The sequence below is a fragment of the Galactobacter sp. genome, assembly GCF_022712295.1.
Lineage (GTDB): Bacteria > Actinomycetota > Actinomycetes > Actinomycetales > Micrococcaceae > Galactobacter.
The window spans coordinates 1-16548 of the sequence record NZ_JALAGT010000090.1; the positions used below are offsets into that span (position 1 = coordinate 1).

The window sequence follows — 16548 nt, forward strand, 5'->3', positions numbered from 1 at the left end:
CCCGAAGACCTCGAATACGTCGAGAACGAACTCAATGGCCGGCCCCGCAAACGGTTAGGATGGCATACGCCCGCGGAACACATGCGGGAGCTCATAGGATCCTGAACACCACCGGTGTTGCAACAACCGCTAGAAACCGCCCACCGTAGATAGGGTTCGTTGCCGGTGTTGTGTTCCCGGTCTCAGGCCTTGTCGGCCAGAACCCGTAGGGCGAAGGCCTCCGCATTGGACTCCAAGGCTGCCACCCGGCTGGCGATGAATGCCTCAGGGTTGTCCAGCCCCTCCATGCGGGTCGGCTGCCGGCGGGCGTATCCGTTGCAGCCGAAGTCGGTGTGGACCAGGGTTCCCACGGTGTCTCCGCGGCGTCCGGCGGCCCCGGCCAGCTTGGCCACCACCATGGGGACATCTGAGACCTGGGTGATGTCTTCGCAGAGGGCACACATGTTCTTGCGTGGGGGTGAAGGGACCACGCGCAGGATCATGCCGACCGGTTTGTCGCGGTCAGAGCCCGTAGGCGCCGGCAGGATCAGGAAGATGCGTTGGGGGTTGTGAGGGTCCTTCCACCCCAGGACGTCGGTGTTCTCCCAGTCCACCTCGTCCAGAGGGAATGGGGGAACGGCCTGGGACGCCTCGCGACGGGAGGCGTTGACGAAGATCTTGGGCAGCATGGACTGCGTCAGCGGCAGCATGGGGTGACTCTTTTCGAGATCGGTGGTTCGTGTGATCTGGCGTCGGGGCGCTCAAAGCTGCGCGCGGACGCGATGGCATGCCGAAACAACCCTGGCCTGAGGCCGTATGGGGTGTGGGTCGGCGATACGGATCACGCGATGCTGGCCATGATTGGCCCACCGGTCCTTCCTTGATGCCGTGGTCGCGTTGACGGGGCATCGGGGTTCAAGAAGTCGAGAACGAACCCGTCCAGGCTAGACGCATTCGTCCCCGGATGGCTACAAGCCGCGAACCAACGGTGGTGCATGTCATGTTTCCGTGGCAGCCTGGTGCGCTATGACGGCCACTACTGACCCGGACTTCAAGGAACTGCTGCATCATCGACTCAAGCAGAATCGAGAGGTGCTCTGGCACAAGGCCGCAGGGCTTCCCGAATGGCAGCAGCGCATGCCACTGACTCCCAGTGGCACCAATCTGCTGGGACTGGTGAAGCACGTTGCCCTGGTGGAGGCCGACTATTTCGGTGCGTTGTGGGGAAACCCCGTCCCCGGCTTGCCGGAGTACGTCCTCACCTGGGACGAGAACTCGGATCTGGAGGACGACGATGATCTGTGGGCCTTCGAGGATGAGAGCCCTGCGGAGATCTTCGCCATGGCGGCCACCGTTGCCGGCCACGCGGATGCCCTGATCCAGAACCACGGACTCTCCGAAGCGATCACGGTCCCATGGTGGGGCCCCGACGGCGGTCGCCGGGCCACCCTCGGAGAGTTGCTGGTGCACATGCTCAATGAGGTCGCCCGGCATGTGGGCCATGCGGACCTTGCCCGTGAACTCACTGACGGGCAGATCGGCCTTCGCGAGGGCGTCTCCAACCTTCCGGAGGGGCGGACCGAGCAGGGTTGGTTGGATGGACACGACAAACTCCTCGCGGTCGCGGAAGCGACCAAACCGCACGATGCCGACCAGGTGAGGTGAACCTGGGAGGCGGGCACATACCGCTGGGCACTAGAATGCCCGCGTGACTTCCATGCTCGAGACCCCCACCCCGACGGCCGCCGACGATGTCCTCACGTACCAGGTGAACACGTTCGGCTGCCAGATGAATGTGCACGATTCCGAACGGATCTCCGGCCTGCTGGAGGACGCAGGCATGAGCCAGGTGGCCCCGGAGACGCCCGAGGGTGAGGCCGACGTGGTGGTCTTCAACACCTGCGCGGTGCGTGAGAACGCCGACAACAAGCTCTACGGTCACCTGGGGCAGCTGAAGAAGGCCAAGGAGACCAACCCGCGGCTGCAGATCGCGGTGGGTGGCTGCCTTGCTCAGAAGGACCGCGACACCATCGTGAAGAAGGCCCCGTGGGTGGACGTGGTCTTTGGCACGCACAACGTGGGCTCGCTGCCCGTGCTGCTGGAACGCGCCCGCCACAATCACGAGGCCCAGGTGGAGATCCTGGATTCTCTGGAGGTTTTTCCCTCCACCCTGCCCTCCAAGCGTGAGTCGCATGCGTCCGGCTGGGTCTCGATCTCGGTGGGCTGCAACAACACGTGCACGTTCTGCATCGTGCCGAGCCTCCGCGGCAAGGAGAAGGATCGCCGCCCGGGCGACATCCTCTCCGAGATCCGCGCCCTCGTGGACGACGGCGTGGTCGAGGTGACCCTGCTCGGTCAGAATGTGAACTCCTACGGCGTGGACTTCGGCGACCGTCAGGCCTTCTCCAAGCTGCTGCGCGCTTGCGGCGAGATCGAGGGGCTCGAACGCGTGCGCTTCACCAGCCCGCACCCGGCCATGTTCACCGATGACGTCATCGAGGCCATGGCGGAGACCCCCAACGTGATGCCGCAGCTGCACATGCCGTTGCAGTCGGGCTCCGACAAGGTGCTCAAGGAGATGCGCCGCTCCTATCGCTCCAAGAAGTTCCTGGGGATCCTGGAGCGCGTGCGTGATCGCATGCCGCACGCCGCGATCAGCACGGACATCATCGTGGGTTTCCCAGGGGAGACCGAGGAGGACTTCCAGGACACGCTGCGCGTCGTGGAGGAGTCCCGCTTCGCCACCGCGTTCACGTTCCAGTATTCGCCGCGCCCCGGCACGCCTGCCGCCGAGTACGAGAACCAGATTCCCAAGGCGGTGGTGCAGGAGCGCTTCGAGCGCCTCACGGCCCTTCAAAATCGCATCGCCAAGGAGGAGAACGCCAAGCAGCTCGGCACCACCGTGGAGGTGCTCGTGGCGGACAACTCCGGGCGCAAGGCCGAGGCAACCGGCCGCCTGACCGGGCGTTCCCGCGACCAGCGCCTGGTGCACTTCTCCGTCCCGGCCGGGGCTGCAACGCCGCGTCCCGGTGACGTGGTCACGGTGCCGATCACCGAGGTGGGGGCCTTCCACCTGGTCTCCGACCCCACCGCTGAGCAGTACGCGCTGCGCGCCACCCGCGCCGGCGACGCCTGGGATCGTGCGCAGGCCGACTCCTGCGGCGTTCCCACGCCCGGTGCCTCCAAGGGCACCAAGGGCGTGGCCCTGGGTATGCCGACGCTGCGCGTCGGCGTCTGAGTGGCTATGCCTGTGCCCGACGGACCGGGGCCGGGTTCCGTGCCCCTCGTCGCCATCGTGGGTCCCACCGGGACAGGGAAGTCCGACCTGGCGCTGGACCTGGCCCAACGCCTCGGCGGGGAGATCGTCAACACCGATGCCCTGCAGTTCTACCGCGGCATGGACATCGGGACGGCCAAGCTGTCCGTGGCCGAACGCCGGGGGATCCCGCACCACCTGCTGGACATCCTGGACGTCACCGAGGAGGCCTCGGTGGCCCGGTTCCAGGCCGAGGTCCGTGCTGTCATCTCCGACATCGAGGATCGCGGGCTGCGCCCCATCCTGGTGGGCGGGTCCGGTCTCTATGTGCGGGCGGCGTTGGATGTGCTGGAGTTCCCTCCCACCGACCCGCAGGTGCGGGCGCGCTGGGAGGCTCACGCCGACGCCGTCGGGCCTGATGTTTTGCGTGCCGAGCTGCGCGAGGTCGACCCGGACAGTGCCGAACGACTCGGGGACGTGCGGCGGATGGTGCGCGCCCTCGAGGTACACGAGCTGACCGGGCGTGCCTTCACGTCCTTCATGCCGCAGCGGGAGTATCTGCGTCCCACAGTGCAGATCGGACTGGACCTGGACCGGTCTGAATTACATGCCCGGCTGCGGACTCGCGTGGAGCACATGGTTGAGGCCGGGCTCCAGGCCGAGGTGGCGCGGCTCGATGCATTGGGGTTGCGCTCCGGCAAGACCGCGTCACGTGCCATCGGCTACGCCCAGTTCCTGAAGGTGTTGGACGGCGAGTGGTCGGTCGAGGAAGCCGTGGAGGACACCACCGTTGCGACCAGGAAGTTCGCCCGCCGCCAGATCACCTGGTTCCGCGCCGACCCGCGCGTGACCTGGCTGGACCCCACCGAGCCAGGACTGGTGGACCGGGTGCTCGCCGTGGAGGGTGTGGCCGGATGAGTCCGGCGATCACTGTCAGTCGGGTGTGGGTGCGGAGCCTGTGAAGAGTTTCGTTGCCTACACCCCGGATGCCCATGGGATCACTTTCGACGGAGGACCTGGGCTGGGCGCTCTCATGGCAGTGCCGCCTCTGGTCTAGTGGGGATCTCGTTGGTAACTCTCTCCCATGAAAGCCACCATTGATTCCGTAGGGCGCTGACGGGTGGCTCGTAGCCAAGAGCGAGACCCCGGTTTCTGACGACGACGTCGTCGCACTCATTGACGCAGGTCGACGATGAACCGTACCGCGGGGGACACCAGCGTGGCGGTACCGCTGCTGCGTTGAGTCACGGCCTCACACTGGCAACGCGGGACGCTCGGGCCAGGCCCACCTACGAGGCCATCGGCGTCGAAGTGGAGATCGTCCGAGAGTGAGTTGGAGGCGCTTTCAGGAGTCATCGCCGGAACCCGCCCTCGGAGTTGATGACCTGGCCGGTGATCCACGAGGCCTCGTCGGTGAGCAGCCAGGCGATCAGCTTCGCAGGATCGTCCGGTTCGCCCGCGAGCCCACCTGGGAACCGACTGGCCAACTGCTCCCACATCTGTGGCGTCCCGTATCCGGTGTTCACGGGTCCCGGATTGACGGTGTTCACCCGGATACCCTCCGCTCCCAACTGGCCGGACAACGTCCAGGTGATCCCGGCCAACGCTGCCTTGGATGCCGCATATGCAACCTCCCCCGGCATGGGACCGAGCCCTTGGCCGGAGGTCATGAACACGATCGATCCCGGCGCGTCCGCACTGTGAACAGACGCAAACGCCTGAGCCAGCAGGATCGACGTCCGCGTGTTCACCGCGTAGTGCCGGTCCAGCATCTGAGCGTCCAACTCACCCAAGGCCCCGTCGGAGCCGGACAGTGCCTGGTTGCAGACCAGCCCGTCCACGCACCCGAACTTGTCGACGGCGCGCGAAACCAGCGCCTCCGGCGCGCCCTCGACCGTCAGGTCGCCGCCCACCGAGACCAACCGGGCGGAACCGACCAAATGGGACGCAACGCCGTCGAGCACCGTTCCGACGTCGTCACCACCCCACGGCTGCGCGTCGTCGTGCTCCTCGAAGTGGTGGCACACCACGGAGGCGCCATAGGCGGCCAACCTGCAGGCCACCGCATAGCCGATGCCCTGTCGTCGACTCACGCCGGTCACGATCACAACCCGACCGGCCAGCGGGAGGGGATCGCGGGCCACAGGATCGGTCTTCATGGCCCCCTACGCTAGCTCACGGCATACTGGCCTGGTGCACCATCATGAGACGTTCCCGGACCTGCTCATCCATGACAACACGGAACTCGCCGCAGCGCTGGGAGCCGCGGTCGTATCGAGGGAGGCCGTGCATGCGTGGCCGCTGAGCGCCACCGAGGAGCTCCGGCTGGCGGACGGACGCAGATACGCCTACAAGGCCCAACTGAAGCCCAGCGTGGAGGCCGCCGTGTACGCGGCGGTCGAGGACCCGCTGCTGCCGGCGCAGATCGACCTGGGCCGGCATGGAACCACTCGGCATATGGTGACCCAGTGGGTGGACGCACCGTCACTGCACACCATGGAACTCGACGAATCCGAGTTCGTGGGCCACGCTCGTGCGGTCGTTGCCAGGATCTCCGCGATGGCACCCGAGGCGCCGGTCTTCCTGGACCTGTCGACCGGGAGCACCATTGCGCACGCTGCGGACGTCACCGCGGGACGACTGAACGCGTTGATCCATTCGGGCCAGTTCGTGCGGCTGGATGCCAACGTCCCTGACCGGCTGCGCTCCTGGTCACGGGAACCTCAGTTGGTGCGGCGGGCGACGGAGCACACCGCGTTCATCCATGGCGACCTCAGCACCGAGGAGGTCTTCGTGGCTGAGGACGGCTACCACGTGATCGACTGGCAGCGTCCCATCTTGGGGACCTCCGAACTCGATCTGGTCTCACTTCTGCGGCACCGGGGCATCGACCCGCTGCGCTACGTGGATCCGGAGGTGGTCCAGCTGTCCTGGTTCCTGCTGTTGCACTGGGCCGGGTTGGTGCAGACGGAGGTGCTGCCAGGTCTGGACCCGGTGTTGCCGGAATCCTGGGCGGTAGAGGCCGTGGCGCGAATCTTCGGCTGACTGGGTGGAACCCCCGAGTGCACCACGACGGGGCCGGATCTTGTCGATCCGGCCCCGTCTGCGGTGAGGTAAGTCGAAGTCCGTCTATTTCTCCAGCTCGTCGTAGGCATCAAGCACGCGCGTTGCGTACACCAGCGCGGGCCCTGCGTTGAGGTCGATCGCCACGGAGAGTGCCTCGGCGACCTCTTGTCGGGTGGCACCGGCCGCGATCGCGGCCGTGGTGTGCGCGGTGATGCAGCCGTCGCAGCGCGTGGTCGTGGCAACGGCCAAGGAGATCAACTCACGGGTCTTGGCGTCGAGGGCGTCTCCCTCCTCCGGCTTGGCCAGCAGATCCATCGCTGCGGCAACGTTGGGGCGGAGCTTGCCCAAGCGGCCCACGCCCCTGACCAGGTTGCTTCGATAGTCTTTCCAATCCAGGAAGCTCATGGGGACTCCTTCGTCTCAACATGTACGTGTTCGGTCACACCACGTAATCTCCTGGAGGGTTGCAGTTGCGTTGCAAAGCTGCGCTGCAGAGCTTCGTGGCACGTAGGCTTGGGAACCATGGACCCCCGACTTGCAGAAACGCACCTGACCGCGCTCGCCGGACTCGACTTCCAGAAACTGCACGCCACCGGAAACGACTTCGTGATCTACACGGACGTGGCGGGGGAGCGCGACGTGAGTCCCGAGCAGGTTGCGGCCCTCTGCGATCGTCACCTGGGAGTGGGGGGCGACGGCCTCATCCGCGCCGTGCGCTCCCAGCAGCTGCCAGAGGGGCAGGCCCTCCTGGCCGCCGACCCCGAGGCCGAATGGTTCATGGACTACCGCAACGGTGACGGTTCCATCGCTGAGATGTGCGGTAACGGCGTCCGCGCCTATGCCCATTTCCTGACCCTGAACGGCCTCGCGGACATCTCCGACACCGGCCTGCACATCGGCACGCGGGCCGGTGTGAAGATCGTGAAGCGCTCAGGTGATGGATACAGCGTGGACATGGGGCCCTGGCACTATCTGCACCCGGATCTGGCGGAGGAGAACGCGATGGATTCCCTCGTCACGACGTCGGGCCTGGACGTGGCCCGCCCGTCCTTGAGCGTGGACATGGGCAACCCACACACGGTCGTGGCGCTCGCCAACGACAACGAACTGGCCAACCTGGACCTGACCAGGCTTCCGACCGTGGAGCCCGCACCGTCCAACGGCATCAACGTGGAGTACGTGGTGCCGGCCGATCCGCTGGTGGAGGATCATGTCGCCATGATCTCCATGCGTGTACACGAACGCGGTGTGGGGGAGACCCTCTCCTGCGGCACGGGGATCTGCGCGGCGGTCGTAGCGACGCGCACCTGGGCAGGGTCCTCGGGGGCGGCCGCGGCGGCGTGGGCCGTGCAGGTGCCCGGCGGTGTGTGCGGCGTCCGCTTCCGGCCCGCCTCGGACGGAGAGCACGTCATCCTGTCCGGCCCGGCGGTACGGGTGTCCACCGGCATCCTCGGCTGACCGGGCGGTCGCTCTGACCCCATCCTCTGCGTGGGACCAGGATTCTGTGGCAAGCGACCCGAATCGGCGCGATTCCCATGAAAGCTTGGTCCCCGGCGCAGCGCTCGGAGGCTGGGGCGCGGAGACTCGGGTGCGGAGGCCTGGAGGTGCTCAGGCGCGGGAGACGCGCAGCACCCTGAACGCCTTCACCCGCGCAAAGCGCTCCACCGAGAAGTCGTCATCCAGATTCTGTTCCAACCACGTCTGCAGTGAATCGGAACCCAGATTCTTCTGCACCACCAGGTAGGCCTCGCCACCGGGATTCAGCCTGGGCAGCCAGGTCAGCAGGATGTCGTGCAGCACCTGCTTGCCGACCCGGATGGGCGGGTTGGACCAGATCAGGTCGAACGTGGTCCCAGCGGGCACGGCCTCCGGCAGTGCGACCTGCACGCCGGGCCTGATGCCCGACGACGTGGGTTCGCCACCCGCCGTCGCGGCCACGCCCAGCGCGGCCGCGTTGGTCTCGGTGAGTCCGAGAGAGCGCTGATTAACGTCCACGGCCCAGATCTCGGCATCAGGGGAAGTGAGCCCCAGGGTCAGGGCCAGCGGGCCCCAGCCGCAGCCGATGTCCAGGAACGTTCCGGACGCGGGCGGCTCGGGGACGGCAGAGAGCATCGCGGCGGTGCCCTTGTCCAATCCATCGGGGGAGAAGATGCCGTTCGCGGTGACGACCTCGCGTTCCTTGCCTGCCAACTCGACGCGGACGGTACGGCGACGTTCGGGCGATTCTGGATCGTCGGTGAAGTAGTGCGACTGTGGCATACCCATCAGTTTAGCCAACCACGGTAAGTGATAGGGTTTTCTCTATGACTTACATGATCTTCCGATGAACGCACGGCGCACCGAAGCGCCTGTTCATCCACAGCACACGAAAATGCCCCACAGGGCACCGCCGTGCCCGCGTAGACTTGAGGCCCCGCCCTCCAAGGAGATCATGACCCATTCGAACACCCCGTCCGAGCGCCCGGAATCGGACGAGATCGACGCAACCATCGCCCGCATCCTCGCAGCGGATGACGCCCGAACGGCACGAGGCAACAAGCTGGCTGCCGACGGCGCCACGGACCATGCCGGACTCGGCACCGGCCGAGCCCAAGCGCTCTCGGACGTCAGCCGTGAACACTCCGGCTTCGACGGCGACCAGGAAGACCTCGCGGAACGCCGCGCACTGCGACGCATCAGCGGCCTCTCCACCGAACTCGAGGACGTCACCGAGGTCGAGTACCGCCAGCTGCGCCTGGAGAAGGTGGTCCTGGCCGGAATCTGGAGCGAAGGCACCTCGGAGGATGCAGAGAACTCGCTCAGAGAGTTGGCCGCGCTCGCCGAGACCGCCGGATCAGAGGTCCTCGACGGCGTCATCCAGCGCCGCCTGAAGCCGGACCCGAGCACCTACCTTGGCTCCGGCAAGGCCCTGGAACTGAAGGACATCGTCGAGGCCACCGGAGCGGACACCGTGATCGTGGACTCGGAGCTGGCCCCCTCACAGCGACGCGCGCTGGAGGACGTGGTCAAGGTCAAGGTCATCGACCGAACTGGCCTGATCCTGGACATCTTCGCCCAGCACGCCAAGTCCCGCGAGGGCAAGGCTCAGGTGGAGCTTGCCCAGCTGGAGTACCTGCTGCCGCGCCTGCGTGGTTGGGGTGAGTCCATGTCCCGGCAGGCCGGTGGTCGCGTGGCCGCCGGTGCCGGTATCGGTTCCCGCGGCCCAGGTGAGACCAAGATCGAGTTGGACCGCCGCCGCATCCGTAACCGCATGGCCAAGCTGCGCCGTGAGATTGCCGGCATGAAGCCGGCCCGAGAGGCCAAGCGTGCCAACCGTAAGCGCCACGAGGTTCCGTCAGTAGCAATCGTGGGCTACACCAACGCGGGCAAGTCCTCGCTGCTCAACCGCCTCACGCATGCCGGCGTGCTCGTGGAGAACGCCCTCTTCGCGACCCTGGACCCCACGGTGCGGCAGGCGGAGACACCTGACGGCATCGGGTTCACGCTGGTGGACACCGTCGGCTTCGTGCGTTCCCTGCCCACCCAGCTGGTGGAGGCCTTCCGCTCCACGCTGGAAGAGGCTGCCGATGCGGATCTGCTGCTGCACGTCGTGGACGCCTCGCACCCCGACCCCGAAGGGCAGATCGCCGCGGTGCACGCCGTCCTGGCCGATGTGGATGCCACCGATGTTCCCGAGCTCATCGTCGCCAACAAGGTGGACCTGGCTGAACCCTTCGCGGTGGAACGCCTGCGCCACTCGAACCGTGAGGTCGTGGGCGTCTCGGCGCGCACCGGAGAGGGACTCGAGGAGCTGCTGGAGCGGCTCTCCGCCCTGATCCCGCGGCCCAACGTTCCGCTTGACCTGGTGATCCCGTACGACCGCGGCGACCTGGTCTCCCGCCTGTACTCCCCGGACGCGGAGATCCTCGCAACCGAACACGGCGAGGACGGCACCCACCTGCGCGTCATCGTCAAGCCCGAGCTGGCGGCCGTCTTGAACGACTTCGTCGTCGCCTCGTGAGCACAGCCGTGAGCACGGGCGCGGACAGCAGCGTGGACCAGGAGAACCTGGACGTCGAGCGCCTGCTCGCCGAGGCCGTGGAGGGCTTGGGCGGGCAGGCGCGTGAGGGCCAGCAGGAGATGGCCAGGCGTGTGGACGAGGCCCTCACCGACGGTCGCCACCTGCTGGTGCAGGCGGGAACCGGAACGGGTAAGTCCTTGGCGTACCTGGTTCCCGCTCTCAAGCACGCCGTGGATGCGGACAAGCCGGTCATCGTCTCCACGGCGACCCTGGCGCTGCAGTCCCAGATCGTCAAACGCGACGTGCCTCGCCTGCTGAAGGCCATCGAGGACGAGCTGCCGCGGCCCATGGACGTTGCCCTGCTCAAGGGGCGAAACAACTATGTGTGCAAGTACAAGCTCAGCGGCGGCTACCCGGACGATGAGGATGCGCTCTTCAGCATCGAGGCCGCCGGAGGGACCTCTCCGGCGGCGGCGCCGACGGACGGCCCGTCCACACCTCTTGGCCGGGACATCGTGCGCGTGCGCGAGTGGGCGGAGGAGACGGAGACCGGGGACCGGGACGAACTGGTTCCGTCCGTGTCGGACAAGGCCTGGCGCCAGGTGTCCGTGTCCTCCATGGAATGCCTGGGTGCGCAGACCTGCCCGCTCGCCGAGGAATGCTTCACGGAGAGGGCTCGGGGCCACGCCGCAGAGGCCGATGTCGTGGTCACCAATCACGCCATGCTCGCCGTGTCCGCGTTCGAGGGGCTGGCTGTGCTCCCGGACTTCGATTCCGTCATCATCGACGAGGCCCACGAACTCCAGGACCGCGTCACCTCCTCGGTCACCCGGCCGTTCTCCGCGCACGCTGTTGACCGGGCAGCGTCGCTGGCTCGCAAGCATCTCAAGGTCGCCACGAAGGGCCTCAAGGATGCCGCGTTGGCATTGACGAAGGCTACCGTGGGCATCCCGACCGGACTCATGCCGAGGGGTCTCAACGAGGAACAGACCGACGCCGTGAACATGGTCCGCGAGGCCGCCCGGCTCGCGTTGTCGGACTCCAAGCCGGAGCCCGGACAGGCGCCGGACGGCGGACGCCAGACCGCCCGCAGCGAACTGGTCCAGATCGTGGAACTCGCGGAGCGGCTGCTCGGGGCGGACGAGGACCGCGAGGTGGTGTGGGCCTCCCGCCCGGGATCGTTCGAGCCCGGCAAGGGGTACGTGGTCCCGGACGAGTCCACTCCTGCGGTGCTCATGGTCGCGCCACTCTCCGTGGCCGCGCAGCTGCGCGAGGGGCTGTTCGACGGACACACCGTGGTGCTGACGTCGGCCACCCTGACGCTCGGGAATCGCTTCGACCCTGTGGCAGGGGACCTCGGCCTGCTCGGGGAGGGCGCGCCGAAATGGGACGGGATCGACGTGGGCTCCCCGTTCGACTACCCCAAGCAGGGCATGCTCTATGTGGCTCAACACCTGCCGGCACCCGGCCGGGGTCCCTCGGACGAGTCCCTGGACGAGATCGCGGACCTCATCAAGGCCTCCGACGGCGCCGCCCTGGCCTTGTTCTCCTCCCGCCGCGCTGCCGAGGAAGCAGCGGCCGCCATGCGCGACCGGCTCGACGTCCCCATCCTGTGCCAGGGCGAGGCCAGCATCCCGGAACTCGTGCGGACATTCGCCGAGGACGAGCGCACCTGCCTCTTCGGGACCATGACCCTCTGGCAGGGCGTGGACGTCCCCGGCCCCAACTGCCGTCTCGTCATCATCGACCGGATCCCGTTCCCTCGGCCCGACGATCCGCTCTCCACCGCCCGCGCCCGCGACGTGTCGCGACATGGAGGCAACGGCTTCCTCGCGGTCTCCGGGCAGCACGCCGCGGTCCGGCTGGCACAGGGCGCCGGCCGCCTGATCCGCTCGATCGACGATCGTGGCGTCGTGGCCGTGCTGGACTCCCGCCTGGTGACCAAGTCCTACGGGGGATTCCTGCGCTCCAGCCTTCCCCCGCTATGGGGAACCGGCGACAAGAAGACCGTCCTGGCGGCACTGGGGCGCCTGGCCGGCTGATGGCCGCGTGGCGGGCGCGGCCCGCCACGACGAAAGGTGCCCGACGGCCGGGATTCGCTTCCGACCGTCGGGCACCTTGTGTGTGTCCTGTCAACGACAGGACCGGGGGGCTACAGGGCCCGCATCACCGAGACGACCTTGCCCATGATCGTGGCGTGGTCACCGAGGATGGGCTCGTAGCGGGAGTTCTGGGGCAGAAGCCACGTGTGGCCGTCGCGCTGCCGGAAGGTCTTGACCGTGGCCTCGTCATCCAGAAGGGCTGCGACGATGTCTCCGTTGACGGCGTTGTTCTGCCGGCGCACCACGACCCAGTCGCCGTCGCAGATGGCGGCATCGATCATGGAGTCGCCTGCGACCTTCAACATGAACAGCTCTCCTTGGCCCGTGAGCTGGCGGGGCAGGGACATGACGTCTTCGACCTGCTGATCGGCCAGGATGGGCCCGCCTGCCGCAATGCGGCCCACGAGCGGGACGTCCACGGAGTCGCCGTCCGAGGCGGGGAAGGTCAGCGGTGCGGGCGCTGGTGCCGGCTCGGACTTGGCCGCCGGACTCTGCGTCGACGTGGCGGCGCCGGAGGAGAGGAAGGCCTTCACGGCAGGATCGGCATCCGGGGGAGTGAGCAATCGCATGGTGCGGGAGCTGTTCTCCTCCCGCTCCAGGTAGCCCATGCGCTCCAACTGCCGGAATTGGTGCACAACGGAGGAGAGCGACTTGTAGCCGATGGTGTCTGCGAGTTCCCGCATGGTGGGCGGGAAGCCACGGTCCGCGATGGAGGTGTGGATGACTTCCAACACCTCACGCTGACGCTTGGTCAGCTTGTGTGGCTTGGGGTCCGGCTTCCTGACGACGATCTCCACGGCTCTCTCCTGACATCCGGGCCTGGCATCCGGACCGCCGACGGTAGCGACCGAATCAATCTGTCAGGGGTGCACGGTTTCCTTGTTCCGGAGCGGCTCCCCTGGTCCTAACAGTAGGGCAGGGAGGCCCTCTGTTCAAAGACTCGTTCGACGGCGTGTTAAGCAGAAGTTGCTAGAACACCCTGGACCTCACTCGAACAGTTGTGCTAGACATGGTGATGAACCCGAACTGATGTTCTATTCAGGCGGGGGACCTCACTCGAGAAGACAAGGCGTTGAAGACCATGACTCAGATTGCTCTGGCTCCCCATACCGGCACCACCGCTGCGCTGCATCTCACCCGACGCGGGCGCAACCTGCTGGTCCGCCTCCCGCTGGTTGCGGCAGGCGTGGCCGCTGCGTTCGGTATCGGTACCGTCCTCACCCAGCCCGCCGAAGCGGGGACCCCGGACGGAGGCGTCACCACCGTCACCGTGATGCAGGGTGACAATCTCTGGGAGATCGCCCGCTCGGTGGCTCCGGAGCGTGCCACCGGAGACGTGGTGGAGGAGATTCACCAGCTCAACGATTTCACCGGGCCGTTGCAGGCCGGCCAGCACATCGTGGTGCCGAGCAGCCACTGAGCGTCGCTGTCGGCACCCACCGGCATGATCAGGTCGGAACGTCACGCACTTCGTGGTGCCGGGGTCCACGGACCTAGACTTGAGGGGTGACTGATGAGCGCCTGCAGAAACTGAACAGCCTGCCCCTGCGAGACGACCTCCGCGGCCAGTCGCCCTACGGCGCCCCGCAGATCGACGTACCCATCCAGCTCAACGTCAACGAGAACACGCATCCGGTTCCGGACGTGGTCGTCGAGTCGATCGCCAAGGCCGTCGAGGATGCTGCCCGCACGCTGAACCGCTACCCGGACCGCGACGCGGTCGACCTCCGTCGGGACCTCGCCGCCTACCTCGGCCATGGCCTCACGTATGAGAACGTCTGGGCGGCGAACGGCTCCAACGAGGTACTCCAGCAGATCCTCCAGGCCTTCGGGGGCCCCGGCAGAGCCGTGCTGAGTTTCCCTCCCACCTACTCCATGTACCCGCTGCTCGCAGCGGGCGTGAACACCGAATACATCGCGGGTGTTCGTGCAGAGGATTACTCCCTCAGCGCCGAATCCGCGGCGGCTCAGGTACGTGAGCACCGCCCGCAGATCGTTTTCCTCTGCTCTCCGAACAATCCCACCGGCACGGCTCTTGGCCTGGATGTGGTCCGGGCCGTCTACGAGGCCGGGGAAGAGAACAACACCATCGTGGTGGTGGACGAGGCCTATGCCGAGTTCGCGCTCGAGGGCACCAAGTCCGCGCTGACCCTGCTGCCCGGCCGAACGCGCCTGATCGTCACCCGCACCATGTCCAAGGCCTTCGCCCTGGCCGGCGCTCGCTTGGGATACCTGGCTGCAGCCCCGGAGATCGTGGACGCTCTGCAACTGGTGCGTCTGCCCTACCACCTCTCCGCCGTCACCCAGGCCACGGCCCGCGCAGCCCTGTCCCACGCTGACGTGCTGCAGCGCGATGTGGAGGACATCAAGACCCAGCGCGACCGCATCGTCGCCGAGGTCCGCGCCTTGGGCCTCTTCCCGGCCGTCAGCGACTCCAACTTCGTCACCTTCGGGGGACTCTCCGATCCCCATGCCGTCTTCGAGGCGCTGTTGGAGGAGGGCATCATCATCCGTGACAACGGGTTGCCCGGACACCTGCGTGTCACGGCGGGCACCGAGGAGGAGACCACGGCCTTCCTGGTGGCGCTGCGTCGGTATGTCGGGTCTCACCCCGAGGCCCTGACCGGGCATCCTTGAGCCACCACTAGACTTCACCATGTGGGTCCTTCTGCGGATCCGCGCCAAGCCGCTTTCACGAATCCGAGGGGAGCCCTCACCCCATGTCAGCTGAAGTTGTCGCAGGTCGACGTGCCCGCATGACACGGTCCACCAGTGAGTCCAGCATCGAGTTGGAACTGGACCTGGACGGCACCGGCGTCGCAGACATCGACACCTCCGTCCCGTTCTACGACCACATGCTCAACGCCCTGGCCAAGCACTCGCTGATCGACCTGAAGGTCAAGGCCACCGGGGACACCCACATCGACGTCCACCACACCGTGGAGGACACCGCCATCGTGCTCGGTGAGGTGCTGCGTACCGCGCTGGGCAACAAGGAGGGCATCCGCCGCTTCGGTGAGGCCTCCGTTCCGCTGGATGAGTCCCTTGCTCACGCGGTGGTGGACATCTCCGGCCGCCCCTTCCTGGTGCACACGGGTGAGCCGGAGGGGCAGCAGTACCACCTGATCGGTGGTCACTTCACCGGGTCCATGACCCGCCACGTCTTCGAGGCCATCGCCTTCCACGCGGGTATCTGCCTGCACGTGGACCTGGTGCGCGGCCGCGACCCGCACCACATCGTGGAGGCACAGTTCAAGGCACTGGCGCGTGCCTTGCGTGAGGCCGTTGAGCCGGACCCCCGCATGGCGGGCCAGATCCCGTCCACTAAAGGCGCCCTCTGATGGCGCCCAAGGTCACGGTGCTGGACTACGGTGCGGGCAACGTCCGTTCCGCAGTGCGGGCCCTGGAGCATGTGGGTGCCGAGGTGAAACTCTCCCGTGACGCCAACGACGTACGAGAGGCCGACGGGCTGTTCGTCCCCGGCGTTGGCGCCTTCGCCGCCGTCATGGACGCGCTCAAGGCCTCCGGGGCCGTGCGCCACATCGGCTACCGCATCGCAGGTGGCCGCCCGGTGATCGGAGTGTGCGTAGGCCACCAGGTCATGTTCGATTCCGGTGTGGAGCACGGCATCCGTACGGAAGGCCTGGGGGAGTGGCCCGGCGTCGTGGAACGCCTACATGCCGACGTGGTCCCGCACATGGGATGGAACACCGTCCAGCCCCCGGAGGACACCCGACTGTTCAAGGGCATCGAGGACGAGCGCTTCTACTTTGTCCACTCCTACGGGGTGCAGAGCTGGGACTTCGACGTGACCCAGCCCAAGATGCGCCCGCCCATGGTCACCTGGGCAGAACACGGTGGACCCTTCATCGCAGCGGTGGAGAACGGCCCGCTCTCCGCGGTGCAGTTCCACCCGGAGAAGTCCGGCGACGCCGGAGCACAACTGCTGACCAACTGGCTGGAGACGTTGTAAATGAGCCCCATCGTCACGGGCATCATCGGTGCCTTCCTGCTGGGCGGGGCCTACTCGTTCTATCAGCAGAAGAAGAACCCGCTGGTGGTCGGGATCCTCGGTGTCGTGGGAATCGCCCTGATGGTCACGGCCGGAGTGCAGTTCTTCTTGCAGTCCTGAGCCGGCCCCATCC

Annotated in this window: 18 protein-coding genes; 13 read left to right on the forward strand and 5 right to left on the reverse strand. The window is 66.8% G+C overall.

Translation table 11 applies throughout. From position 1 onward, the window contains the following. Positions 1-182 precede the first annotated feature (182 nt). Positions 183-689, reverse strand: coding sequence for an FBP domain-containing protein (locus Q0A15_RS06995; RefSeq protein WP_291278807.1), 507 nt, complete (start codon positions 687-689; stop codon positions 183-185). Between the two features lie 316 nt (positions 690-1005). Here Q0A15_RS06995 and Q0A15_RS07000 point away from each other — a divergent pair, with 316 nt between their 5' ends. The 4 genes from Q0A15_RS07000 (at position 1006) to Q0A15_RS07015 (ending at position 4567) form a co-directional block, all read left to right on the forward strand. Next, complete coding sequence (locus tag Q0A15_RS07000) at positions 1006-1644, forward strand: DinB family protein (RefSeq protein ID WP_291278808.1); 639 nt, start codon at positions 1006-1008, stop codon at positions 1642-1644. 52 nt (positions 1645-1696) lie between these two features. Further along, positions 1697-3217: a tRNA (N6-isopentenyl adenosine(37)-C2)-methylthiotransferase MiaB gene (gene miaB, locus Q0A15_RS07005; RefSeq protein ID WP_291278822.1), complete on the forward strand. Its 1521-nt coding sequence runs from the start codon at positions 1697-1699 to the stop codon at positions 3215-3217. Positions 3218-3223: 6 nt separating this feature from the next. After that, complete coding sequence (gene miaA, locus Q0A15_RS07010; RefSeq protein WP_291278809.1) at positions 3224-4153, forward strand: tRNA (adenosine(37)-N6)-dimethylallyltransferase MiaA; 930 nt, start codon at positions 3224-3226, stop codon at positions 4151-4153. A gap of 258 nt (positions 4154-4411) precedes the next feature. Further along, positions 4412-4567, forward strand: coding sequence for a hypothetical protein (locus tag Q0A15_RS07015; RefSeq protein WP_291278810.1), 156 nt, complete (start codon positions 4412-4414; stop codon positions 4565-4567). A gap of 20 nt (positions 4568-4587) precedes the next feature. Here Q0A15_RS07015 and Q0A15_RS07020 read toward each other — a convergent pair whose 3' ends face one another. Beyond that, positions 4588-5394, reverse strand: a complete 807-nt coding sequence (locus Q0A15_RS07020) for an SDR family oxidoreductase (protein ID WP_291278811.1) — start codon at positions 5392-5394, stop codon at positions 4588-4590. Between Q0A15_RS07020 and Q0A15_RS07025 the strand changes: the two genes are divergently transcribed. After that, entirely contained in the window at positions 5393-6280 is an 888-nt protein-coding gene (locus tag Q0A15_RS07025) for a phosphotransferase (protein WP_291278812.1), read from the forward strand. The genes Q0A15_RS07020 and Q0A15_RS07025 overlap by 2 nt on opposite strands. Positions 6281-6364: 84 nt before the next feature. Here Q0A15_RS07025 and Q0A15_RS07030 read toward each other — a convergent pair whose 3' ends face one another. Beyond that, entirely contained in the window at positions 6365-6706 is a 342-nt protein-coding gene (locus tag Q0A15_RS07030) for a carboxymuconolactone decarboxylase family protein (protein ID WP_291278813.1), read from the reverse strand. A gap of 117 nt (positions 6707-6823) precedes the next feature. Here Q0A15_RS07030 and dapF point away from each other — a divergent pair, with 117 nt between their 5' ends. Continuing rightward, a complete protein-coding gene (gene dapF, locus Q0A15_RS07035) occupies positions 6824-7759 on the forward strand; it encodes a diaminopimelate epimerase (RefSeq protein ID WP_291278814.1) in 936 nt (311 codons plus the stop codon). Positions 7760-7909: 150 nt separating this feature from the next. Here the strand turns inward: dapF and Q0A15_RS07040 are convergent, their stop codons facing one another. Continuing rightward, positions 7910-8560 (reverse strand): methyltransferase, encoded by a 651-nt coding sequence (locus Q0A15_RS07040; RefSeq protein WP_291278823.1) that lies wholly within the window; start codon positions 8558-8560, stop codon positions 7910-7912. A 172-nt stretch (positions 8561-8732) separates the two neighbouring features. Here Q0A15_RS07040 and hflX point away from each other — a divergent pair, with 172 nt between their 5' ends. Together hflX and Q0A15_RS07050 are read left to right on the forward strand one after the other, a co-directional pair. After that, the gene (hflX, locus tag Q0A15_RS07045; protein WP_291278815.1) at positions 8733-10301 is read left to right on the forward strand and encodes a GTPase HflX; all 1569 of its coding nucleotides are present in this window, start codon (positions 8733-8735) and stop codon (positions 10299-10301) included. 8 nt (positions 10302-10309) lie between these two features. Beyond that, positions 10310-12343, forward strand: coding sequence for an ATP-dependent DNA helicase (locus tag Q0A15_RS07050; protein WP_291278824.1), 2034 nt, complete (start codon positions 10310-10312; stop codon positions 12341-12343). 110 nt (positions 12344-12453) lie between these two features. Here Q0A15_RS07050 and lexA read toward each other — a convergent pair whose 3' ends face one another. Further along, positions 12454-13200 carry a transcriptional repressor LexA gene (gene lexA / locus Q0A15_RS07055; protein WP_291278816.1) on the reverse strand — a complete coding sequence of 249 codons (747 nt, stop codon included), beginning with the start codon at positions 13198-13200 and terminating at the stop codon, positions 12454-12456. A 284-nt stretch (positions 13201-13484) separates the two neighbouring features. On the opposite strand from lexA, the gene Q0A15_RS07060 reads away from it, so the two are divergent. The 5 genes from Q0A15_RS07060 to Q0A15_RS07080 all read left to right on the forward strand — a co-directional run bounded on the left by Q0A15_RS07060 (position 13485) and on the right by Q0A15_RS07080 (position 16535). Continuing rightward, positions 13485-13823, forward strand: coding sequence for a LysM peptidoglycan-binding domain-containing protein (locus Q0A15_RS07060; protein WP_291278817.1), 339 nt, complete (start codon positions 13485-13487; stop codon positions 13821-13823). A gap of 86 nt (positions 13824-13909) precedes the next feature. Next, positions 13910-15040 (forward strand): histidinol-phosphate transaminase, encoded by a 1131-nt coding sequence (locus Q0A15_RS07065; protein WP_291278818.1) that lies wholly within the window; start codon positions 13910-13912, stop codon positions 15038-15040. Between the two features lie 83 nt (positions 15041-15123). Further along, positions 15124-15744 (forward strand): imidazoleglycerol-phosphate dehydratase HisB, encoded by a 621-nt coding sequence (gene hisB / locus Q0A15_RS07070; RefSeq protein WP_291278819.1) that lies wholly within the window; start codon positions 15124-15126, stop codon positions 15742-15744. Further along, positions 15744-16376: an imidazole glycerol phosphate synthase subunit HisH gene (gene hisH, locus Q0A15_RS07075; protein ID WP_291278820.1), complete on the forward strand. Its 633-nt coding sequence runs from the start codon at positions 15744-15746 to the stop codon at positions 16374-16376. The genes hisB and hisH overlap by 1 nt, the downstream gene beginning before the upstream one ends. Then, positions 16377-16535, forward strand: a complete 159-nt coding sequence (locus tag Q0A15_RS07080) for a hypothetical protein (RefSeq protein ID WP_291278821.1) — start codon at positions 16377-16379, stop codon at positions 16533-16535. Positions 16536-16548: the final 13 nt, after the last annotated feature.